Below are 22,149 nucleotides of genomic sequence, written 5' to 3' on the forward strand. Positions count from 1 at the left end.
TAGCCATGTCCAGCCGGGGACCGCGCCGGCGCCGCGCCCCGACCGGGGCGCCGACCGGAGAGGTACGACCATGTCTTCCGCCCCCACCCTGAAGCCGGCGCGATTCGCTCCCAGCCCGGACAACACGTTCGTCCACCACGCGTCCGCGACCCCGTCGGTCGTCGACCGCGCCGTCGGCGGCCTGGCGACCGTGCTCACCCGGCACTCCGTCACCGCGCTGCGGATCAGCCTCGGTCTGGTGTTCCTCGGCTTCGGCGTCCTGAAGTTCTTCCCCGGCATGAGCCCGGCGGCGGAGCTGGCCGAGCGGACCATCGGCACGCTCACGTTCGGGCTCGTCGGGCCGACGGCGGCGCTGCTGCTGACCGCGATCATGGAGACCGTCATCGGTCTGACCCTGGTCACGGGGCTGTTCCTGCGCACCGGCCTGGTGATCCTGGCCGGTGCGATGGTCGGCATCATGTCGCCGCTGGTGCTCTTCTTCGGCGAGCTGTTCCCGGCCGGCGGACCGACCCTGACGGGTCAGTACGTGCTGAAGGACATCGTGCTGGTGGCCGCCGCTGCGGTCGTCGGAGCCGCCGCGCTCGGAGCCCGCCTGCGCCTGCCCGAGTGAGCCGTCAGTCGTTCACGAAGACGTCGGGGCCCGCCTCGCGCCAGCCGTTCGCGGCGGCCGGGACGGGCCCCGACGACGCGACGACGAGGAGCGTCTCGTCCACGGCGATCCGGGCGGTCTGCGTGGGCGGCGCGCACGTGAGCGCGGACAGCTCGCCGGGCTGCACGGTCACGACGCACAGCGAACCGGCGGAACCGACCGCGGCGTAGTGCTGGCCGGTCGACGTCTCGGTGAGGAACCGGGTGGAGCGCCGGTCGACGGCCAGGTCGTCCAGCTCGTCGGCGGACAGCCGGTCCCGGGAGGTCTGCTCGGCGGCGAACTGGGGCAGGAGCGTCGACGCGTCGACGGAGGAGTCGGCGAGCAGCGGACCACCGCGTGCCCAGAGGAACCCGACGGCCACCAGGAGCGCAGCGGCCACCATCACCACCGGGGTCAGCAGCGCGGGGCGACGACGCGAGCTCCCGACGGAGCGGAAGTCGTGGAACGCCTCGGAGAACAGGTCCGTGTCGTCGAACGTCGTCATGCGGACACATCGGTCGATCCCGCCGAGCACCTGAGCGGGTACGCACCGATTGACCCCGTTCGGGCGAGTGCCGCTGGTCGTCCCGGCGTCCGGGGCACGGCAGAATCACTGTCCGTGATCACGGTCAGCACGGACGGCTCCTGCCTGCGCAACCCCGGCGGCGCCATCGGGTGGGCGTGGGCGAACCACGACGGCTCCAGCGCGAGCGGCGGTCACGCGTCGGGCACCAACCAGGTCGCCGAGCTCATGGCGGTGCTCGAGGCCGTCCGCTCGCACCCCGGCGACCAGCCCCTGGTGATCCAGGCCGACTCGCTGTACGCGATCAAGTGCTCGTCGGAGTGGGTGGCCGGCTGGAAGCGCAAGGGCTGGCGGACGGCCGGCGGCGGACCCGTCCAGAACCTCGCGCTGATCCAGTCCATCGAGGCCGCCATCGCGACGCGGCCGGGCGCGGTCTCGTTCGTCTGGGTCCGCGGCCACCAGGGTGACCACTTCAACGAGCGTGCCGACGAGCTCGCGGGCATCGCTGCCCGGAACGTCCGTGACGGCGCCCCCGTGCCCGTGCCGGTGGTCGCGGCCCAGCCCGAGCCGGACGTCCTCTTCTAGGATCCGCGGGGTGACGACGGAGCAGCGGCGGGAGGCCAGGGTCGGCCGCGCCGTCACGTGGTCCCTCCTGGCGCTCATGGCGGTGTTCGCCGTCGGCCAGCTGGAGCTGTGGCCGATGACCGCGTTCCGGCTCTTCAGCACGACGAGGTCCGCCGACCAGACACGGCTCGAGCTCGTCGCCGAGCATCTGGACGGGACCGACGAGCCCCTGCTGGTCTCGGAGCGGAATCCGGTCCTCGTGACGACCGACCGGCAGTTCCCGGACCTCGTCGGGGAGTCGGAGGAGGTCCAGCGCGACCTGGTCCTCGCCTGGCTCTCCGTGTCGGGCGTCGACCCGGTGTCGGTGGGGTCGGTGCGGCTGGACCGGATCGCCCGCGCGTACGACGTCGACACGCACACGTGGACCGACGTCGGCCGGACGACGATCGTGGTCGTCGACCTGTGAGGGGGCTCTGGTCACGCGTCGACGACCGTCTGGTGGCACCCGGACCGGGCTTCCGGCTGGCCGAGGTCCAGATCCTCCTGGCGGTCGTCATCGCCCTGCGGCTCGCCACCCGCGACTGGACGCTGATCGCCGAGCGTCCCGCTGCGCTGCGCGACGGGCTGACGGTGATGAGCTGGTACACGGGAACCCCGGCCCCCTGGGCCCTGGTCGCCGTCCAGGTCGTCGGTCTGGTGTGCGCGGTGCTGGTCGTCGCGCAGAGGCGGCCGCACCTGGCGTTCGTCGGGCTGTGGATCGCGTACACGTCGCTGACGGCGCTGTGGGGGAGCTCCGGGAAGGTCATGCACAACGACGTGCTGACCGTGCTGGTGGGCGCCGTCTTCCTGTTCGCGTCGGGTCCGCCGAGGGACGGGTGGTCCGACCTCCGGGTCCGCTACGGGTGGCCCCCGCGGGCGGCGCTCGCCGTGCTGGCGACGGCGTACGTCGTGTCGGGCGCGCAGAAGCTGGTGCACAGCGGGCCGGAGTGGGTGTTCAGCGACAACATGACGTGGGTCCTGCGCCTGGGGCTGTCGGCGAACCTGTCCGGCGGCGTGACGCCGGTGGCGCAGGATGCGGCCCATCTCGTCGCGGAGCACGGGTGGTTGAGCGCGTCCCTGGCGGGGGGTGCGCTGCTGCTCGAGCTGACCGCGCCGCTGTGGCTCGCGGTGCGCCGCACCCGGGTGCTGTTCGTCGTGTCGGTGGCGCTGATGCACGGCAGCATCTGGCTGTTCATCGGCCTGGACTACTCGGCATGGGTGCTGACGGCGGCGGCCGTCGCCGTGCCGATGTCGCTCGCCCCGGACCGGGCGTTGTTCAGGATGCCCGTCAGTGCGGTTGGTGCGCCCCGGCGATGATCTCGAGGGCGCCGGTCGACGCCTCGTCGACGTACTCGGCGACCCAGCCGACGGGGGCCTCGCCCCACGACTTCGCGACGGCGGCGACCGGGAACACGACCAGGTCCACCTCCGGGTGCGTCAGGACCAGCTCGGGGGAGCCGTCGCTGCGGGCCGAACCCCACAGGAGCCCGGGCACCCGCTGGGCGACGAGGTCACCGAGCGACACACCGAACGCGTGCACCAGCGACTCCGGGTCGGTGCGGTCACGCTCCTCGGACTGCAGCCAGATCGCCTGGACCCGGTCGAAGAGGTCGCCGAGCGTCTGCGTGTCGACGGTGCCTGCGCACAGGCCCGAGATGATCTCGCGGTGCTGCGCGGCCCACACCTGCTCGGCGGCGTTCAGCGGCTCGACCTCGACCGAGCGGCTCTCGTCGGCGGGCGCGTGCGGGTGCGGCACCACCTGGCCGTCGGACGGCCTCGCTGCGCGTCTGAACAATCCCATGTCACTCCTATCGACGCCGACGGGGCGGCCCTTGAACCTGAGATCTGCGACGTCCCCCGGTCGGCGCTGATGGTCTCCGCGGGCAACTGACTCGGAGGAGAGCGACGTGGGCCGCGCCGACCAGGTGGTCGACGCGGCCCACGTCAGACGAGCCGGAGGCTCAGCGCTGCACGGTCAGCGTGTGCGCGGCGACCGTCGGCAGGTAGCCGCCGCTCCCCGTGTAGTACGCGATGACGACGCCCGACCGCTGCGCCGCCGGCAGGGTCACCGTGGCGGTGCCGTTGGCGAGCGGCACGGTGGCCACCCGCTGCAGGCCCACGGTGAACGTCACCGATCCCGTCGGCGCCGGAGCGCCCGAGAGAGCGACGGTGACCTTCGCCTTCGCCCCCTTGGCCACGGTCCACGAGTCCGCGGAGAGCGTCGCCCTGGTCGTCGCGGGGGTCACCCGGTACGACCGCTGCGTCTGCGAGCCGGTGACGTCCGCGCTGCCCGCGTACACGGCGGTCAGCTGGTGCGTCCCCGCGGCGAGGTCCGCCGGGAGGGCGATGGTCGCGGTGCCCTTGAGCCCGTTCACGACGAGCTCGCCGGTGCCGAGCACCTTGCCCTTCTCCTTGATCTCGACGGTGCCCGTCGGCGCCGCCGATGCCCCGGTCACGACGACCGTGGCGGTGGTGACCGTGCCGAACGGTGCCGAGTTCTTCGACAGCGTGAGCGCCGTCGTCGAGCCCGACTTCTTGATGTCGACCGGGACGACCGCCGACGTGGACGGTGCGTAGAGGCCGCTGTCCGGCGTGAAGGTCGCGCTCAGCGAGTGCGCACCGGCCCCCAGCTTGACCTTGGCGGTCGCCTTGCCGGCCGTGACGGCCGCCGAGGCGATCTCGGTCTGCCCGTCGAGGAACGTGACCGTGCCCGTGGCCTCGGCCGGGGCGACGGTCGCCGTGAGCGTGAGCTCCTGGCCGGCCTTCTTGCCGCCCGTGACCGCGAGCGTCGTGGTCGTCGGCGTCGCCGCCGGGACCGTGACGTCCACCACCTGCACGCGGGAAGCGGTGTCGGCGTTCTGGTGCTGGAACACCAGGAGCTGACCGTCGGCCGCACCGGTGCCCTTGTGGACCGGGATGACCGCACCGTCCTCCCCGAGCGTGGAGAACGAGCCCGGGATGTCGTTGTCGAACCAGAACGCCGGGTCGTACGGGTTCACCGTGAACGAGTCGGCCGTGTCCAGGACGCCCGAGTCCGCCTGCGCGTAGTCGGAGTACGTCGACACGGAGATCGTCGGGGTGGACCCGACGGGGATGCCGGCCCAGTCGAGCCCGATCGGCGCGACCAGCACGTTGCTGTCGAAGACGCCCGTGTCGAGGTTGCCGGAGAACCCGTTGATGAGCTGGACGTCGAGGTTCTCGCCGGTGTTGTAGTCGAACGTCGCAGCGATCGTGACGTCGGCGTCGGCGTTGTACTTCTGGACGACGGTCTCCAGGTCGAAGGCGCCGTCACCGTCGATGTCGATGTCGATGACGGGGATGACGTAGCGGCCGAGCGTGGCCCACTCCCCGTCGGTCGCGATGCCGATGCCCAGGAGGCCCGTGGTCGGGTCGCCGCCGGCCGCGGCGACCGCGGGTGCCGTCGAGGCCCAGCCGACGTACCGGATGTCGCCGGCGGCGGTGGCCGACGGCGAGGTGACGAGCCCCGGGGTGCTCTCGAGCTTGGGGCTCGTGGCGCCGAGGTTCAGCGGGGTGGTGAGCGAGAACCAGCCGCCCGACGCCACGCCGCGACCGGAGATCGCGAGGTCCGCCGTCGGCGCAGCGGCGTCGGCGAAGACGACCGGGGAGGCCGTCAGGTCGGAGACCAGCCGCGGTGCCGCCTGCAGCGGGACGCGCAGCTGCGAGGACCCGGAGGTCAGGACCAGGCGGCCCGAGACCTGGGCGACGTAGTCGCGCGGCACGCCGGCCTGGACAGCGGCGGACGTCGGGTCGAGCTCGCGCTCGAGCGTCAGCGGGTCCGCCGTGAGCGTGAGGGTCACGACCGCGGACTTCCCGGGTGCCAGGGTGATCGATGCCGGGGAGGCCGTGATGGTGGCGCCACCCGCGGTCGACGAGCTCGACACCGAGGTGGTGTACCGCTGGCTCGTCGTGCCGAAGTTCTTCACCGTGACGGTCTTCTTGGCGACGACCGTCGTGTCACCCACCGGCACGACACCCCAGGTGACCGAGGTCTGCTCGGGGTCCTGCGTGTTGTAGGCGATGACGTTGGTGTTCACGGCGTCGAACGCGTCGACGCGACCCGAGCCGACCCGCTCCGGCCCGTAGGCCGTGCCGGTCCCGCCGGGACCCGTCCAGATGTCGTGCGTCGCGGTGTTCACGACGGCGGCCTTGACCTGCTCGGCCTCCCAGCTGGGGTGGGCAGCGCGGACCAGGGCGGCGATGCCCGCGACGTGCGGGCTCGACATCGAGGTGCCGGACAGGGAGTTCGGCTCGTTGCCGGCACCCGAGGCGGCGGACAGGATCTGCGTGCCGGGAGCGGCGACGTCAGGCTTGCCGTGGCCGAGGGAGCCGTGCACGCCGCGCGACGAGCCACCGTTGAGCATGTCGCCCGCGATGTCCTCGACGACCGTGCCGGCCAGGCCGGGGCCGATGTGCACGGTCAGGGTGCCCGCCTCGATCTCCGGGAGCAGACGGTCTGTCGTGGCCGCGGTCATCTGGAAGCCGGGGATGGCGGCGTTGCCGGAGATGCCGGCCGGGAACGGGGTCAGCTCCGTGGGCAGCAGCACGCCGACCGCACCGGCGGCCGTCGCGTTGTTGAACCGGACGACCGAGCCGCAGCGGCGGGCCGTGTCGTCGTCGTTCCACCAGAGGTAGGCGACCTTGCCGGCGACGGCAGCCGCCTGCGCGGCGGTGAACGTCGTGCAGCCGTCGAAGTTGGAGCCGGGGTTGCCGACCGGTGCGGTCACGTCCGCGCCGCCGTAGGCGACCGAGTTCTGGCCGGAGTGGATGCCGACGAGCGCCGGGTTCGCGGCGGCGGTGACCTCGACGCCGTCGTACGTCTGCGGGGCGCCGACGGAGTTCGCGACGGTCAGGGCGCTCGCGGAGTTGCCCGGGCTGCCCCCGATGTCGGTGATGTCACCGGCGTTGCCGGACGAGATCACCATGACGGTGCCGAGCGCGGTCAGCGCGTCGATCAGCAGGTTGTCCGGGTCGTCGGCGGGGGAGCCGTCGCTGCCCAGGGACATGTTGACGACGTCGAGGCGGTCGCTGAAGTCGCCGTCAGCGTTCGGGTCCGCGGCGCGGTCGAGCGCGAGCGACGTCAGGTTGGTCGAGCCGCCGATGTCACCGAACACCTTGAGGACGAAGATCCCCGCGCCGGGTGCGGTGCCGGGGCCGACCATCCAGTCGGAGACGTCGGTCAGGCTGCTGTAGTCGCCGTCGAACGTGGTGCCGTCGGGCAGCACGCCGTAGCCGGCAGCGGTGCCGGACACGTGCGTGCCGTGGCCGCTGTTGTCCGACAGGTAGGTGCCGTCGATCGGGTTCTCGTCGGGCGCCGGGACGGGGGTCGCGCCCTCGATGTCGTCGCTCGCGCTGTACAGGGCGCCGGCGAAGTCGTACCCGCCGATGAACTTGGCCGGGTCGTAGAAGCCGTCGGGGACCGGGCCGGAGCCGTCCTCGCCGTAGGCCTCCTCGTACGCCTCGACCGTGCCGGGGCCGCCGAAGTCGGCGTGCGTGTAGTCGAGACCGGTGTCGATGACGCCGATGCGGACGCCCTCGCCGGTCTGGCCGGTGTCCTGCCACACCTGCAGCGCGCGCGTGAACTCGACGTTGTGCGCGTTGGTGGCGGTCTTCGGGGTGACGCGGTAGACGGCGACCACGTCGGGGGACTCGGCGAGCGCGCGGACCTGCGCGGCGTCGCCGGTGACCAGCGTGCCCGCGACGAGGTTGGTCAGGGTCGCGATCTGCTTCGGGGCGGCCGTGGCCGAGCGGGCGGTGGCCTGCTGCGGGACGACCTCGTCGGCGAGCGCCTCGGTGTCGGCGGCTGCCTCCTTGACCTCGGCGGGGGTGCCACCGTCGGCGGTGACCTCGCTGCCGGACCTGGCGTCGAGCTGGACGAACGCGGTGACCGTGCCGGTGGCCCCGACCAGGTCGCGAGCGAGCTTGGCGTCGAGGCGACCGTCGATCGCCCTCGGGTTCCCTGCGGTCGGGCCGTCCGTCGGCGGTGGTGCCGCCGATGCGCCGCCGGCGCCGAGTAACGCGGTGGTGACCGCGACGGACAAGGCGGTGACTGCGGCGAGGACGGGTCGACGTGGCATGTGCGCATCCCTGGCTTCGAGGAGGATCGACAGGCGTGCAGATCGACGTGACGGTAGTCACACAGAGGCGCACGCTCGGTGCACGTTACTGGCAGGTACGGCATTCGTCACCTTGAGGCGAATTGGACGGTTCGTCACGCGTCAGCGCAGGGGCACGAACGAGTACGAGCCGTGCGTGGTGACACGTGTCTGGCCTGCGATGCGCTCCACGAGGTGCATCGTCGAGCGGACCGGGATCACCAGCCGACCCCCCTCGGCGAGCTGGTCGACGAGGACGGACGGCAGTGACCTCGGCGACGCCGACACCAGGATCCGGTCCCACCCGCCGTCCACCGGCCGCCCCAGCGCGCCGGGCGTCGCTGGCTCGATCCGCGCCCACGGCAGGTCGCAGGCGTCGAGGTTCTCCGCACCCCAGACGGCGAGCTCGGGATCCAGCTCCAGCCCGAGCACCGCGCCGTCGGGGCCGACGAGCCGCGCGAGCAGCGCCGTCGTCCAGCCCGAGCCCGAGCCGACGTCCAGGACGCGCGCGCCGACGGGGACCCGCAGCAGCCGGAGCATCGCCGCGACCGTGCTCGGCTGCGAGCTCGTCTGCCCGTGCCACAGCGGCAGCGGCTGGTCCTCGTGCGCGCGGGCGCGCTGCTCGACGGGCAGGAACCGCTCACGCGCGAGGACGCGCATCGCGTCGGCCACGTCGGCGGCGCGCGTCGGGTCCGCACCTTCGTGCATGGGTCGAGCCTACGATCGGCCCACCAGTCCGAGGGAGGGCGCCGTGGCCGAGTACGACGTCGTGGTCGTCGGGTCCGGGTTCGGCGGGTCCGTGGCCGCGCTGCGTCTCGTCGAGAAGGGCTACCGCGTCCTGGTGATCGAGGCGGGTCGCCGGTTCACCGACGAGACCCTTCCCCGGACCTCGTGGGACGTCCGCCGGTTCCTCTGGGTGCCACGCTTGGGCTGGCTCGGCCTCCAGCGCATCCACGTGCTGCCCGACGTCGTGGTGCTGGCGGGTGCGGGCGTCGGCGGCGGGTCGCTCAACTACGCGAACACCCTCTACCGGCCGACGTCCGATGCGTTCTACCGCGACCCGCAGTGGGCGGGCATCACCGACTGGCGCGCGGAGCTGGCGCCCTTCTACGACCAGGCGAGCCGCATGCTCGGTGTCGTCGACAACCCCACCACCACGCCCGCCGACGAGGTCGTGCGCAGGACGGCCGAGGACCTGGGCGTCGGGCACACCTTCCGGCTGGCCCCCGTCGGCGTGGTGTTCGGGACGCCCGGCGCGGTCGTGCCGGACCCGTTCTTCGGTGGCGCCGGGCCCTCGCGACGCGGGTGCCTGGAGTGCGGCGAGTGCATGACGGGCTGCCGGCACGGCGCGAAGAACACGCTGCCGACGAACTACCTGTACCTGGCCGAGCGGGCGGGTGCGCGCGTGGTCGCCGAGACGACCGTGACCTCGCTCCGTCCACGCGGACCGGAGTGGGAGGTGCGCACCACGCGGACGGGTCGCCGCGGCGGGGACCGGACCGTGACCGCCGGGCAGGTGGTGCTCGCGGCGGGGACCTGGGGCACGCAGGAGCTCCTGCACCGGTTGAAGGCCGACGGCACCCTGCCCGGCCTCTCCGACCGGCTCGGTGTGCTGACGCGCACCAACAGCGAGTCGCTCGGCGGGGCGGCCACGCGCTGGCGCGGCCGGCGTCGACGGCCGGACATGACCCGTGGCGTCGCCATCACGTCGTCGGTCCACCTCGACGACCACACCCACCTCGAACCGGTGCGCTACGGGCGGGGGTCCCAGCTCATGGGCCTGCTGAGCACCGTGCTGACCGACGGTGGCGGACGCGTGCCCCGCCCGGTGCGCTGGCTCGGCACCGTGATGCGGCACCCGGGGCAGGTCGCGTCGATCGTGCTCGGGCTGGGCAGCTGGTCGCAGCGCACGGTCATCGGGCTGGTCATGCAGACCGGCGGGGCCTCGATCACGGTGCGCCCGCGGCGGACCTGGCGCGGCACGACCCGGCTGACGTCGGCCCCCGGCGAGGGTGAGCCGAACCCGACGTGGATCCCGGCCGCGAACGCCGCCTACCGGCGGATGGCGGTCCACCTCGGGGGCTTCCCGGCGGGCGGGCTCGGTGAGGTCGTGGACGTGCCGATGACGGCGCACTTCCTGGGCGGCTGCACGATCGGCCGGTCCGCTGCCGAGGGGGTGGTCGACCCGTACCACCGGGTGTTCGGGCATCCCGGGCTGCACGTCGTCGACGGGTCGACGGTCTCCGCGAACCTCGGGGTGAACCCGTCGCTGACCATCACGGCGCAGGCCGAGCGTGCGTTCGCCCTGTGGCCCAACGTGGGCGAGCCCGATCCGCGGCCCGCGCCGGGGGAGCCGTACGTGCGGCTGGCGCCCGTGCGTCCGGTCCGACCGGCGGTGCCCGTGTCGGCACCCGGGGCGCTGCGGCTGACGGTCCTCTAGCTGCTGCTCGACCCTGCGGCGGCGACGACGGGGATCATGCCGGTGCGCGGCACGTCGGCGGCCGACGCGGCGGGGACGAACTTCGGCTTGCGCCCCGGACGGCCCCGCTCCCGGCGCATCTCGATGCCCTCGAGGGTCGTCGCGCGCCAGACGGCGCCGCCGTTGAGCCGGCCGTCGGGCTGCGGCAGCCACGGCACCTTGCGCGAGAGCCAGACACGGATGGTGGCGTGCTCGACCCCGAGCCGCTCGGCCAGCCGGGCGATGTCGTAGAGGTCGTCGAGGCCGCGTGGGTGAGGCGCGTCAGAGGGCAGTTCAGGGGGCAGTTCAGGGGGCACGGCGGCATCGTATCGGCCCGAGCCTATGAATTATGTGACGAAGCCGTAACGGAATCCTCACGAGATCTCCCCCGCCCAGAGGGCTCAAGTGTCCTGGACGGTTGTCCGATGAACTTAACGTGTTACGCGTGAGTTACAAGATTCCGTCCCGAGGTCGGCCCGCGAGTGGCCGCCACGCTGCGGCGCGCCCTGCGTCCACGCGTGCAGCCACTCATCCCGCCCGCCTCGCGCAGGGCGCCGTGGTCGCGGCGCTCGCCCTGAGCATGTGCGTCATGGTCACCGTGTCGGCCACCGCCGGTGAGGGTGGGAGCGCGCTCATCCCCACCGCCCTGGTGCCCGGTGCCGTCCAGGTCGAGCGTGCACGCGCCGGCGCCGTGGACGTCGCCGCCGACGCGATCGAGGTCGCCCAGACCGTGCAGGCCGAGGGCGCGCAGGTCGCCATCGACGCCGCACAGCTCGAGGCCCTGCAGGCCGCGACCGCCCGCCTGGACGAGCTGCTGGTCGAGGCCACCGGCGAGGAACCCGTCGTGTCCCGGGACGTCCCGGCCTCCCGGTCGGGCGACCGCGCCGCCGAGGACGTCACCGCCACGGCCCCGGCGGCCCCCGTCGCAGTCGACCCCACGGCCCCCATCGACCCCGCCTCCGTGTTCGAGCAGACGCCCGCGCCGCCGACCGTGCCGCTGGTCCCGCCGGCCGCCGGCAAGGAGGACGAGACGACCGCGGAGCTCCGGGAGGCCGTGGCCGAGGTCGCGACCCTCACGAGCACCGTCCGGCAGAGCGCCGAGGCGAAGCGCGTCGCGGACACCGCCGCCGCCGCGCAGGCAGCCGCCGAGGCCGCCGCAGCCCAGGCCGCCGCCGACGCCGCCGCGCAGGCGGTCGCGGCCCAGCAGGCCCAGCGCGCCGCGTGGAAGCAGTCCCTCCTCGGGTACGCCAACGGCAAGATCCCGGACTCCGCACTCTGCGGCGTCAGCTTCGACGCGTCCGTGCGCCTGCGCTGCGACGCCGCCGAGCAGCTCGACGTCCTGAACGTCGCCTACCGCGCGCAGTTCGGCTCCGACCTCGTCGTGAACGACTCCTACCGCTCCTACGCGGGTCAGGTCGCGTGCAAGCGCACCAAGGGCTACCTGTGCGCGACCCCCGGGACCTCGAACCACGGGAGCGGCATCGCGGTGGACCTCGGCGGTGGCATCGACTCGTTCGGGACGAGGCAGCACCGGTGGATGGCGGCGCACGCGCCTGACCTCAGCTGGGGCCTCCCGTCCTGGGCCGCCTGGGGCGGCAGCAAGCCCGAGGCGTGGCACTGGGAGTACACCGGCTGATCCCGGTCCGTGCACAGATCGGACCCGGATCCCGCCGCGGCCCTACGATCGGGCGCATGAGCACCTCGGCCGAGCCGGGGCGGACATGGCCACTCGTCGGCCGTGCCGCCGAGCTCGACGACCTCGACGACCTGCTGTCGACAGCCGCCGACGGGGTCGGTGTGACCGTCCTGCTCGAGGGCGAGGCGGGCGTCGGGAAGACCAGCCTGGTCGACGCCCTGCGCGGCTCCGCCCGGCTCCTCGACGTCGAGCTGCGCGCCGCCCAGGCCACGGCCCTGCGGGGCTGGCCCTTCGCGCTCCTGTCGGACGCGCTCCTCGTGCGGGCGTCCGCCGCCGGCCACGGCCCCGGCCGCAGTCCCGTCGAGACCGAGCTGGCGGACCTGCTCGACGCGATGTACGCCGACCCGGCGAGCTCGGTCGCCCGGTACGACCGGGCCACGGAGCTCTTCGCGGCGCTGCTGCGGCGCCACGGTGACCTGCGGCCGTGGGCACTCGTGCTCGAGGACGTGCACGAGGCCGACGCCCCGTCGCTCGCGGTCCTCCTCCAGCTGGCACGCGAGGGTGCGGTGCCGCGGGCGCTCGTCGTCCTCACGATGCGGCCCGTCCCGTACCGCCCGGAGCTGGCGGAGCTCGTGGCCGCGTGGACCCGCGCCGGAGCCCGATACCTGGAGCTGCGGCCGCTCAACGCGCGCGCGACCGTCGAGCTGGCCGAGAACCTCGTCGGCGGGCCCGTCGGTCCGTCGCTGCGCGGCACGCTCGCGACCACCGGCGGCAACCCGCGCCTGATCGCCGACGTCGTGCGCACCGCCCGGGCCGCGGGTGCGCTGGTCGCCTCCGACGGCGTGCTCGACTCGACCGGGACCCGCTGGATGACCCCGCTCGACGACGTGGTCCGCCGCCGTGTCGAGTACCTCGGCGCCGACGTTCTCGCCCTGCTCGGCCAGGCGTCCGTGCTCGGCACTTCCTTCGTCATCGCCGACCTCGCCTCGCTGGCCGGCGACCCGGTCGCGGACTGCTGGCGGACCCTGCGCCACGGTCTGGCGGCCGGCGTGGTCCGCGCCCGCGGCGACCGTCTCGTGTTCGGGCACGACCTGGTCCGCGAGGCCCTCTACAACGGCCTCGACCCCGACGAGCGACGCGCCCTGCACGCCCGCGCCGCGTGGGCCCTGCGACAGGCCGGAGCGCCCAACCAGATCGTCACCGGGCACCTCGAACGCGCGCGCTGAGCCCGTCGTCTGCCTAGCGTGGTGCTGCGGGCGTCCGCCCGCTCGACTCGACCCAAGGAGCACCATGCCCACGCGCACCTCACGCACCGCCTGGAACGGGACCCTGATGGAGGGCAGCGGTCAGGTCGAGCTCACCAGCTCCGGTGCCGCCACGTTCGACGTCTCGTTCCCCAAGCGCGCCGCCGAGAGCGCCGACGGCACGACGAGCCCGGAAGAGCTCATCGCGGCTGCGCACTCGTCCTGCTTCGCCATGCAGCTGTCCGCCGTGATCGCCGAGGCCGGAGGCACCCCGGTCGCCCTCGAGGTCACCGCTGACGTGACCCTGCGCCCCGACCCCGCCGGCGGCTTCCGCATCAGCGGCATCGCCCTGACGGTCCGCGGCGAGGTCGAGGGCCTCGACGCCGACGGCTTCCGCACGGCCGCGGAGACCGCCAAGGCCACGTGCCCGGTGAGCAAGGCCCTGACCGGCACGGAGATCACGCTGGACGCTTCTCTCGCCTGACCTCTCCCGTCACGAGAGCAGCAACGTCCGCACTCCTGCGGGGTTGAGGCCCCCGGAGTGCGGACGTTGTGGGTGTCCGGGTCAGCGTGCGGAGGCCGCAAGCGTTCCCGTGACCTGGCCGTCGGGCGAGGAGACGAAGCACATGATCTCGCGGTCGCCCTCGGCCCAGGACTCCTGCGTCGGGTAGAAGGACGCCAGGTCGAGGGCGGACTCGTCGTACGACAGGCCGATGAACGTCGCGAACTCGTCGTAGCAGAACGTGTCGGCCGACTCGGTGACGGCCGCGTCGCCCGGGAAGTCGCCCTCGGGCAGGTCGGTCGCCGCGTAGGCCTCGCTGTCGTGCGGCTCGGCGCACGGGACGGTCGGCACCGAGGAGACCTCCGTCGCCTCGTCGCCCGCCTGCTGGTTGAGGCAGTCGCCCACCTTCAGCGAGAACACGTCGGCCTCGCTGGACTCGGTGATCTCGCCCGACACCTCGTCGCGGACGGGCGGCTCCGCCTGGTCGAGGATGCCGCAGCCGGAGACGCCGACGAGCGCAACAGCCAGGAGGACGGGGGCCACGACACGGGTGGTGAGGGTGTGCATCATCATCTTCTCGTTCGGGGGAGGGTCTCCGGTCGGAGCGCCCGCGAGACAGTAGCGAGTCGAAGCGCATCGAAAGAGGGGCATTTCCGGCGAAAACGGTGTGAACCCGGACACACGGAACATTCCGCCCCGGTGCGGTCGGGGCGGTGACCACTTCCTGGCGGGTGTGCGGGGGGAGCGGGCCGCCGATGGGAGACTGCCCCCGTGGTGGCCGTGACCGAGACCGTGACCGAGCATGCGGGCAGCGCCGACAGTGCCGAACTGGTGCAGGCGCTGCGGTCCGCGCTGCGCGGAGCGGTCGACGACAGCACCCGCCGCCGCGCCGAGTACTCGACGGACGCGTCCAACTACCGCGTGGTTCCGCAGGTCGTCGCGTTCCCGCAGGACACCGACGACGTGCTCGCCGCGCTGGAGGTCACCCGGTCGCTGGGCGTCCCGCTGACCGCGCGCGGCGGAGGGACGTCCGTCGCGGGGAACGCGGTCGGGACGGGGGTCGTGCTCGACTTCTCGCGGCACGTCAACCGGATCCTCGACATCGACCCCGACGCGCGGACCGCCCGCATCGAGCCCGGAGTCGTGATGGCGAGCCTGCAGAAGGCCGCCGCACCGCACGGCCTGCGGTTCGGCCCCGACCCCTCCACGCAGGCGCGCGCGACGCTCGGCGGGATGATCGGCAACAACGCGTGCGGCCCGCGCGCGGTCGCCTACGGCCGCACCGCCGACAACGTGCTCGCGCTCGACGTGGTCGACGGCACCGGGCGCCGGTTCGACGCGCGCTCCGGTGCGGGTGCGCTGGACGTCGTGCCCGGTCTCGACGCGCTCGTCCGCGGGCACCTCGACATCCTCCGGACCGAGCTGGGCCGGTTCGGCCGGCAGGTCTCCGGCTACTCCCTGGAGCACCTGCTGCCCGAGAAGGGCACCGACCTGGCCAAGGCGCTCGTCGGCACGGAGGGGACCGTCGCCACGCTGCTCGGCGCGACGGTCCGCCTCGTCCCGATCGCCGCGGCCCCCGTGCTCGTCGTCCTCGGCTACCCGGACATGCCCACCGCTGCCGACGCCGTCCCCGCGCTGCTGGCGCACGCCCCGCTGGCGATCGAGGGCATGGACTCCCGGCTCGTCGACGTGGTGCGTCGCGTCCGCGGTGCCGCCGCCGTGCCGCCGCTGCCGGCCGGGGGCGGCTGGCTCATGGTGGAGGTCGGCGGGGACTCGCTCGACGAGGCGCTCGACCGGGCGCGCGCGCTCGCCTCGGACGCGGGGACCACTGCCGTCGGCCTCTTCCCGCCCGGTCCCGAGGCCGCCGCGATGTGGCGGATCCGCGAGGACGGCGCCGGCCTCGGCGGGCGGACGCCGTCGGGTGCCCAGGCGTGGCCCGGGTTCGAGGACTCGGCGGTCCCGCCCGAGCGGCTGGGCGCCTACCTGCGTGAGCTCGAGGCGCTCATGGCGTCGCACGAGGTCGACGGCCTGGCCTACGGGCACTTCGGCGACGGGTGCGTCCACCTGCGGCTCGACATCCCGCTGGAGCGTTCCGGCAACCCCCTGCGCGCGTTCATGACCGACGCGGCGACGCTCGTCGCGTCGCACGGCGGCTCGCTGTCGGGCGAGCACGGCGACGGTCGCGCCCGCTCGGAGCTGCTCCCCGTCATGTACTCCGCGCAGGCGATCGACCTGTTCGGCGCCTTCAAGGACCTCCTCGACCCCCGCGACCTGCTCAACCCCGGGGTGCTCGTGCGCCCGAACCCGCTGGACGCCGACCTGCGCCGACCGTGGGCGCGCCCGCTGCTGTCCGACGGTCACGGCTTCTCGTTCGCGCACGACGCCGGGGACCTGACCACGGCACTGCACCGCTGCGTCGGCGTCGGCAAGTGCCGCGCGGACAGCACGGCGACCGGCGGGTTCATGTGCCCGTCGTACCTGGCGACGAAGGACGAGAAGGACTCCACCCGCGGGCGCGCCCGGGTCCTGCAGGAGATGGCGAACGGCACGCTGGTCTCCGGCGGCTGGTCGTCGCCCGAGGTGCACGACTCCCTCGACCTCTGCCTGTCCTGCAAGGCGTGCTCGTCGGACTGCCCCGCGGGCGTCGACATGGCTCAGTACAAGTCCGAGGTGCTGCACCGTACATATCGCGGGAGGCTGCGTCCGGTGGCGCACTACGCGCTCGGCTGGCTGCCCCGCTGGGCGCGTCTGATCACGCGCGTCCCCGGGCTCGCGGCCCTGACCAACGCGGCCCTCGGCATCCGCCCCGTGGCCACCGCCGTGCTCGCCGGTGGGGGCATGGACACCCGTCGCCAGCTGGTGACGTTCGCGCGCCGACCGTTCCGCGCGTGGGTCCGCGGCGAGGGCCGCGACACGGTCACCCTCACCGGCACCGACGACGGCGGTCGTCGGCGCCGGACGGGCGCCGGGGGCGGTGCGCGCCGCCGCGACCAGTTCCGCGGACGGCCCGGCAAGGGGACCGGGGGCGGCGGCGAGCGCAAGCCGCAGGTCGTGCTCTGGACCGACTCGTTCTCCGACACCCTCGCGCCGTCCGTCGCGCAGGCGGCCGTCGCGGTGCTCGTCGACGCCGGCTACGAGGTGCTGGTCCCGCAGGACGACGCCTGCTGCGGCCTCACCTGGATCAGCACCGGCCAGCTCGACGGCGCCAGGAAGCAGCTGACGCACCTGCTCGGCGTGCTCGGGCCGTTCGCGGTCAACGGCATCCCCATCGTCGGCCTGGAGCCGTCGTGCACCGCGGTCCTGCGCTCCGACCTGTGCGACCTGCTCCCCGACGACCCGCGAGCCGTGGCCGTCGCCCGGGAGACCCGCACGCTCGCGGAGCTGCTCACCGCGCCCGCCCCCATCGGGCCCGGCGACCGGTGGCAGGTCCCGGACCTCTCCGCCGTGACCGCGGTCGTGCAGCCGCACTGCCACCACTACTCCGTGATGACGTGGACCGCCGACCGTCGCCTCCTCACCGACGCCGGCGCGCAGTTCTCGGCGCTCGCGGGCTGCTGCGGGCTGGCCGGCAACTTCGGCATGGAGAAGGGCCACTACGACGTGTCGGTCGCGGTCGCGGAGAACGCGCTGCTCCCGGCGCTGCGCGACGCGGCACCCGGGGACGTCTACCTGGCGGACGGCTTCTCGTGCCGGACGCAGGCCGACCACCTCGCCGGCGTGCAGGGCGTGCACCTCGCGGAGCTCCTGGCCGCGCACCTGCCGGCTGCTGCCCGGCTCTAGGCTGGCCGCATGCTCGTCGCCTTCTCCGTCGCCCCGCTCGGTGTGGGCGAGTCCGTGACCGCAGCCGTCGCCGATGCCGTGCGCATCGTCCGCGAGTCCGGCCTCCCCAACCGCACCGACGCCATGTTCACCACCCTCGAGGGCGAGTGGGACGAGGTGATGGACGTCGTGAAGCGTGCGACGGAGGCGGTCGGTCGGCACGGCAACCGGGTCAGCCTGGTGCTCAAGGCGGACATCCGCCCGGGCTACGACGGCCAGCTGACCGGCAAGGTCGAGCGCGTCGAGGCGGCGCTGACCACGTTCGAGTGATGTGACCGATCTCGTCCAGGCACGCCGGTCCGACGGGCTGACTCGCCGAGCGTGCTGTGGGACAGTGTGGACGCACGTGCGCCGGTCGGGGCGCGCGCGTGGACAAGCGGGAACGTGCAGCTGGCGGCGGCGTGCCCAGGAAGGCCGGGACTGATGCCTCTCTTCGAGCTCGACGACGGCCGGCCACGCCTCGTCCAGCCGATGCAGCCCCTGACAGGCTCGTTCGCGCAGGAGTGCGCCTCCCTCCTGACGCACCACCTCGCCGCCATCGCCGGTGAGCCCTTGTTCGCGGTCCGTTCGCGGACCAACGCCCCCGACCACGCCGACCTGCCCGAGCTGCTCGCGCTCGACGCGACGGGTCGCGCTGTCGTCGTGGACGTCGTGCAGGTCGTCGACGACGACGCGGTCATCTCGGCGCTGCGGCACGCCGGGGCGGCGTCCCGGATGACCACGACGGACCTGGCGCGCGCCTACCACCCGGACCCCAGCCGGTTCGCGGTGGACTTCGCGGCGTTCCGGGAGCAGGCGGCGTTCGGCGCGCAGTCCAGCCGTCGCGAGGGTGTGCGCCTGGTGCTCCTCTGCTCGGAGGTCGCCGCCGAGGCCGGTGACACGCTCGGCTTCCTGCGCGGTCCCGGTCGGCACGTCGACGTGCTCCAGGTCGGCGTGGTGCGCGGGGTCGACGACCGGCGTCTCCTCGACGTCTCCCCGCTGGCCACGCACGAGGGTGCGCGCCGTTCCGTCGAGCCGACCGCTCTGCGGCTGGTGCGCTCGAGCGAGGGCTTCGCGTCGGGCGGCCAGTTCGAGCAGAACCTCCCGCCCGTCCCGCACGTGCGGACGCCCGCCACCGGCGAGCTGCGTGCCGTGACGCCGCCGGTGCCGACACCGGCGGTGCCGGCGCCGACCCCGCTGCGCACGCCGCCGACGACGGCACCGATCCCGCAGGCGACGCCGCGCCCGGCCCCTCGACCGACTCCGGCGCCGACTCCGGCGCCGGTCTCGACGCACGTCCCGCCGCCCACCGCGGACAAGCCGCGGGTGTCGTCGACGGTCCACGACGCGCCCACGACGCTCACCCCGGTGTTCGGGCTGCGGTCGGCCGCCGACCAGCTGGTCCCGCGCACCCCGCCCCGCGACCGCGCCGAGCCGGTCACCGGCCCGCGCCCGTTCGCACCGCTCCCCGCACCGCTGCCCATCTCGTCGAGCTTCCCGACGGTCCGGCCGCCCACGTCGCCGATCCCGGCCGGGCACCAGACGACCACCAAGGAGATCGCCCCGGTCCGTGAGTCGTGGCCGGACGGCGGCCAGCGGCCCCTGCCCGAGCTCGCGACGCTGGCCAAGAGCCGTCGCGCGATCACGACGCTCGTCTGGGTGCGTGAGCGCCGCGGTCAGCGGCTCCTCGCGATGCTGCGCACGGACGGGCTCATCGAGCTTCCGACGGGCGAGCTGCACGCCGACCCGGACGAGGCAGCCTCGGCGGCGGTCTCCGCGGAGAACCCGGTCGACGGCTGGCGCGCGTGGCGGCTCGGTGAGGGCGGTCCGACGCTCGCCGAGGCCACGGGCATCCTGCGTCCGTGAGGACCGGTCAGCCCCAGCCGTAGGCGGAGGACCAGCGGTCGATCTCCGCGTAGAACCGGTCGCGCACCGGCCGGGGGGACAGTGCGAGGTCGTGCACACCGTCGCGGATCCGGACGACGGTCACGTTCGACCCCAGCTGCACCGCGCGCCGCGCCAGGAGCTCCACGTCGAGCACCACGTCGGCGTGCCGCATGTCCTCGCTCCAGCGCGGGCTGATGACGGTCCGGCTCGACGCGCACATGAGGATCGGCGCCTCGATGCTCAGCCCGCGGGCGACGCGCGCGTGGCCGGCCATGACGGCCTGCAACCAGCCGGCCCGGACGGGGAACGACGGGGTCGGCCGCCAGGTGGTGTCGTACGTCCACTCGCCGCCGCTGGCGCTGCTCAGTGTCCGGGCGTAGTAGCCGGGGTCGATGTTGGGCAGCGGCGCCTTGGGCTGGAACCGGGCGATCCGTGCGACCGCCGGGGCGCTGATGTGCCGGAGCACGGACGACCCCTGCAGCTCGAGCCACGGGCTGTTGAGGACGAGCCCGCTGAGCTCGTCGGGGTGCCGGTTCGCCCACAGCGCCGCGACGAGCCCGCCGGTCGAGTGCCCCATGACCATGACGCGGGCGCGCGCTCCGAGGTCACCGGTGATGACGCCGAGGGACGCCTCGATCTCCTCGTCGTAGGTCTCGAGGTCCGCCACGTACCCGGGGGTCTGGCCGGGTCGCAGGCTGCGGCCGTACTTGCGCAGGTCGAGGGCGTAGAACGCGGCACCGCGAGCGTGCCAGTACTCGGCGAGGCCGGTCTGGAAGAAGTAGTCGGACCAGCCGTGGATGTAGAGGATCGCCCGCGACGGGCGCAGCGGCTCGGCGCTCGGCGGGGCGAACCGGACCAGGCTCGCGACGACGTCGCCCTCGTCGTCGGGCTGCAGCTCGAGCGTCCGCACCCGGTAGTCGGGCCCCAGGATGTCGTCCGCCCACTCTTCGCCGATCAAGGCTCGAGCACGATCTTGCCGAACTGGTCGCCGTCGACGAGCCGCCGTACGGCGTCGCGCGCGTCGGTCAGCGCGAACGTCGAGTCGACCAGCGGTCGCACCCCGGTCCGGGCGAGGAACGCGAGCAGGTGCCCGAGGTCGTCGCGCGACCCCATGGTGGTGCCGACGACGGTGATCTCCTGGAAGAAGATGCGCGTGAGCTCTGCCGGCTCGGCGTCACCGCTCGTGGCACCGGCGACGACGATCCGCCCGCCCGGCTTCACGGACCGCACCGAGTGCGACCAGGTGGCCCTCCCCACGCTCTCCAGGACGATGTCGACGCGTGGCACGCGCGCCCCGGGCTCGACGGCAGCCGCGGCACCGAGGGTGAGCGCGCGCGTGCGGCGCTCGTCGGAACGGCTCGTCACGATCACCTCCAGCCCGGCGGCCGCCCCGAGCAGGATCGCCGCGGTGGCGAGCCCACCACCGGCGCCCTGCACGAGCACGCGCTGGCCCGGGGTCGCGCCGCCGGACCGGAAGAGCATCCGGTACGCCGTGAGCCAGGCGGTCGGCAGGCACGCGGCCTCGACGAACGAGAGGGCGGCAGGCTTGTCGACGAGGTTCCACGTGGGCACCGCGACCTGCTCCGCGAGGGTGCCGGGGTAGCGCTCGGACAGCAACGAGCGCGGCTCGTCGGGTCCGACACCGTGCCCGCTCGCCCCGCCGACCACACCGTGCACGACGACCTCGCGCCCGTCGGCGGTGACGCCGGCCGCGTCGGTGCCCAGGATCATCGGCAACGCGTCGCCCTTGAGGCCGACCCCGCGCAGGGTCCACACGTCGTGGTGGTTCAGCGCGGCCGCACGCACGTCGACGACCGACCAGCTCTCCCGCGGCTCCGGGGGCGGCTGCTCACCCACCTCGAGCGCGGAGACGGGGTCGTCGGACGAGAACCGGGCGGCGTAGGCGGCGATCACCGGCCCAACGTATCCGAGCCCGCCGCTCTCAGCCGGGGTCGCCGGAGGTCGCGGCGTGAGCGCGGCAGAACGCCCGGACGGCCGCGTTGAACTGCTCGGGCGCCTGCAGGTTGCTGACGTGGCCGACGCCCTCGATGACGACGAGCTCGGTGTCGGGGATCGCCCGCTCGAGCTGCCGCGCCACGGCGAGCGGCGAGCGGGCGTCGAGCTCGCCCCAGATCAGGAGCGTGGGCACGGCGACGTCGGGCAGCTGGGCCCGCAGGTCGGCCCGTGCCATGAGCTCCAGCTGGGCGCCGAGCGTCGCCGGTCGCGCGGAGGCGTCCATGGCGCTCAGCAGGGGTGCGACGTCGGCCGGCGGGTCTCCCGCGAAGAGGCCGGGCAGGGTGGGGTCGAACTCCTCGGGCGGCACCGCGACCATCCGCCGGACGCCGGCCAACCGAGCCTGCACCTCCTCGGCGGACAAGGAGCCCGCCCAGCCCGCGTAGGTGTCCGCGAGAACGAGGGTCGCGACGAGCGCCGGGTGATGACGGTAGAGCTCGAGGGCGACGGTCCCACCCCAGGACAGGCCGCCGACGTGCGCGGGACCCAGCCCGAGCGACTCGATGACCGCCGCCAGGCAGCGGGCGTAGTCGACCAGCTCGAACCCGGGGAGCAGGTCCGACGAGCCGCCGGCGCCCGGCTCGTCCCACGCCACGACGGTGAGCTCGTCGCTGAGAGCGTCGAGCTGCGGCGTCCAGGCGCGCCCGTCGTGGGAGGCGCCGTGCAGGAGGACGAGCGGCGGGCCGGTGCCGGCTCGTCGGTAGGCGATCCGGACGTCGCCCACCTGGACCGTGTCCATGTCCC

20 protein-coding genes are annotated in these 22,149 nt (G+C 73.8%); 11 read left to right on the top strand and 9 right to left on the bottom strand.

Annotated features, from left to right (window positions below; genetic code table 11):
* Nucleotides 1-70 precede the first annotated feature (70 nt).
* Nucleotides 71-610 carry a DoxX family protein gene (locus ASF78_RS12110; RefSeq protein WP_082495011.1) on the top strand — a complete coding sequence of 180 codons (540 nt, stop codon included), beginning with the start codon at nt 71-73 and terminating at the stop codon, nt 608-610.
* A gap of 4 nt (nt 611-614) precedes the next feature.
* Here ASF78_RS12110 and ASF78_RS12115 read toward each other — a convergent pair whose 3' ends face one another.
* Entirely contained in the window at nt 615-1,133 is a 519-nt protein-coding gene (locus tag ASF78_RS12115; RefSeq protein WP_056589434.1) for a hypothetical protein, read from the bottom strand.
* A 114-nt stretch (nt 1,134-1,247) separates the two neighbouring features.
* On the opposite strand from ASF78_RS12115, the gene ASF78_RS12120 reads away from it, so the two are divergent.
* The 3 genes from ASF78_RS12120 to ASF78_RS12130 are packed head-to-tail and all read left to right on the top strand — an operon-like array spanning nt 1,248 to nt 3,071.
* Nucleotides 1,248-1,736 carry a ribonuclease H gene (locus tag ASF78_RS12120; protein WP_056589436.1) on the top strand — a complete coding sequence of 163 codons (489 nt, stop codon included), beginning with the start codon at nt 1,248-1,250 and terminating at the stop codon, nt 1,734-1,736.
* Between the two features lie 10 nt (nt 1,737-1,746).
* A complete protein-coding gene (locus ASF78_RS12125) occupies nt 1,747-2,181 on the top strand; it encodes a hypothetical protein (RefSeq protein ID WP_056589439.1) in 435 nt (144 codons plus the stop codon).
* A gap of 32 nt (nt 2,182-2,213) precedes the next feature.
* Nucleotides 2,214-3,071: a hypothetical protein gene (locus ASF78_RS12130; protein WP_200940598.1), complete on the top strand. Its 858-nt coding sequence runs from the start codon at nt 2,214-2,216 to the stop codon at nt 3,069-3,071.
* Here ASF78_RS12130 and ASF78_RS12135 read toward each other — a convergent pair.
* The 3 genes from ASF78_RS12135 to ASF78_RS12145 all read right to left on the bottom strand — a co-directional run bounded on the left by ASF78_RS12135 (nt 3,043) and on the right by ASF78_RS12145 (nt 8,575).
* Nucleotides 3,043-3,555, bottom strand: a complete 513-nt coding sequence (locus ASF78_RS12135; protein ID WP_082495012.1) for a DUF3806 domain-containing protein — start codon at nt 3,553-3,555, stop codon at nt 3,043-3,045. The genes ASF78_RS12130 and ASF78_RS12135 overlap by 29 nt on opposite strands.
* Nucleotides 3,556-3,715: 160 nt before the next feature.
* On the bottom strand, nt 3,716-7,849 hold the full coding sequence (locus tag ASF78_RS12140; RefSeq protein ID WP_056589447.1) for a S8 family serine peptidase: 4,134 nt from the start codon (nt 7,847-7,849) through the stop codon (nt 3,716-3,718).
* Between the two features lie 141 nt (nt 7,850-7,990).
* On the bottom strand, nt 7,991-8,575 hold the full coding sequence (locus ASF78_RS12145; RefSeq protein ID WP_056589450.1) for a protein-L-isoaspartate O-methyltransferase: 585 nt from the start codon (nt 8,573-8,575) through the stop codon (nt 7,991-7,993).
* Between ASF78_RS12145 and ASF78_RS12150 the strand changes: the two genes are divergently transcribed.
* Nucleotides 8,574-10,307, top strand: a complete 1,734-nt coding sequence (locus ASF78_RS12150) for a GMC family oxidoreductase (RefSeq protein ID WP_056589453.1) — start codon at nt 8,574-8,576, stop codon at nt 10,305-10,307. The genes ASF78_RS12145 and ASF78_RS12150 overlap by 2 nt on opposite strands.
* On the opposite strand, the gene ASF78_RS12155 is transcribed toward ASF78_RS12150, so the two are convergent.
* Nucleotides 10,304-10,642 carry a hypothetical protein gene (locus tag ASF78_RS12155; protein ID WP_056589459.1) on the bottom strand — a complete coding sequence of 113 codons (339 nt, stop codon included), beginning with the start codon at nt 10,640-10,642 and terminating at the stop codon, nt 10,304-10,306. The two genes, ASF78_RS12150 and ASF78_RS12155, sit on opposite strands and share 4 nt — an antisense overlap.
* Nucleotides 10,643-10,914: 272 nt before the next feature.
* On the opposite strand from ASF78_RS12155, the gene ASF78_RS12160 reads away from it, so the two are divergent.
* The 3 genes from ASF78_RS12160 to ASF78_RS12170 all read left to right on the top strand — a co-directional run bounded on the left by ASF78_RS12160 (nt 10,915) and on the right by ASF78_RS12170 (nt 13,689).
* Complete coding sequence (locus ASF78_RS12160) at nt 10,915-11,961, top strand: M15 family metallopeptidase (RefSeq protein ID WP_156374149.1); 1,047 nt, start codon at nt 10,915-10,917, stop codon at nt 11,959-11,961.
* Between the two features lie 56 nt (nt 11,962-12,017).
* Nucleotides 12,018-13,187: an AAA family ATPase gene (locus tag ASF78_RS12165; RefSeq protein WP_056589464.1), complete on the top strand. Its 1,170-nt coding sequence runs from the start codon at nt 12,018-12,020 to the stop codon at nt 13,185-13,187.
* A 64-nt stretch (nt 13,188-13,251) separates the two neighbouring features.
* Nucleotides 13,252-13,689 (top strand): OsmC family peroxiredoxin, encoded by a 438-nt coding sequence (locus ASF78_RS12170; protein WP_056589467.1) that lies wholly within the window; start codon nt 13,252-13,254, stop codon nt 13,687-13,689.
* An 81-nt stretch (nt 13,690-13,770) separates the two neighbouring features.
* On the opposite strand, the gene ASF78_RS12175 is transcribed toward ASF78_RS12170, so the two are convergent.
* Nucleotides 13,771-14,277, bottom strand: a complete 507-nt coding sequence (locus ASF78_RS12175) for a septum formation family protein (RefSeq protein WP_162243356.1) — start codon at nt 14,275-14,277, stop codon at nt 13,771-13,773.
* A gap of 201 nt (nt 14,278-14,478) precedes the next feature.
* Here ASF78_RS12175 and ASF78_RS12180 point away from each other — a divergent pair, with 201 nt between their 5' ends.
* The 3 genes from ASF78_RS12180 (at nt 14,479) to ASF78_RS23310 (ending at nt 19,371) form a co-directional block, all read left to right on the top strand.
* On the top strand, nt 14,479-17,487 hold the full coding sequence (locus tag ASF78_RS12180) for an FAD-binding and (Fe-S)-binding domain-containing protein (protein ID WP_369816326.1): 3,009 nt from the start codon (nt 14,479-14,481) through the stop codon (nt 17,485-17,487).
* A 9-nt stretch (nt 17,488-17,496) separates the two neighbouring features.
* Entirely contained in the window at nt 17,497-17,796 is a 300-nt protein-coding gene (locus ASF78_RS12185) for an MTH1187 family thiamine-binding protein (RefSeq protein WP_056589473.1), read from the top strand.
* A gap of 153 nt (nt 17,797-17,949) precedes the next feature.
* Complete coding sequence (locus ASF78_RS23310; RefSeq protein ID WP_056589475.1) at nt 17,950-19,371, top strand: hypothetical protein; 1,422 nt, start codon at nt 17,950-17,952, stop codon at nt 19,369-19,371.
* A 7-nt stretch (nt 19,372-19,378) separates the two neighbouring features.
* On the opposite strand, the gene ASF78_RS12195 is transcribed toward ASF78_RS23310, so the two are convergent.
* From ASF78_RS12195 to ASF78_RS12205, 3 genes are read right to left on the bottom strand one after another with little or no spacing between them, the layout of a single operon-like run.
* Nucleotides 19,379-20,350, bottom strand: coding sequence for an alpha/beta hydrolase (locus ASF78_RS12195; protein WP_369816327.1), 972 nt, complete (start codon nt 20,348-20,350; stop codon nt 19,379-19,381).
* Nucleotides 20,347-21,306, bottom strand: a complete 960-nt coding sequence (locus ASF78_RS12200; protein WP_056589478.1) for a zinc-binding dehydrogenase — start codon at nt 21,304-21,306, stop codon at nt 20,347-20,349. The genes ASF78_RS12195 and ASF78_RS12200 overlap by 4 nt, the downstream gene beginning before the upstream one ends.
* Before the next feature lie 28 nt (nt 21,307-21,334).
* The gene (locus ASF78_RS12205) at nt 21,335-22,144 is read right to left on the bottom strand and encodes an alpha/beta fold hydrolase (protein WP_056589481.1); all 810 of its coding nucleotides are present in this window, start codon (nt 22,142-22,144) and stop codon (nt 21,335-21,337) included.
* Nucleotides 22,145-22,149: the final 5 nt, after the last annotated feature.

This window comes from Cellulomonas sp. Leaf334 (assembly GCF_001424195.1).
Taxonomy (GTDB): domain Bacteria; phylum Actinomycetota; class Actinomycetes; order Actinomycetales; family Cellulomonadaceae; genus Cellulomonas.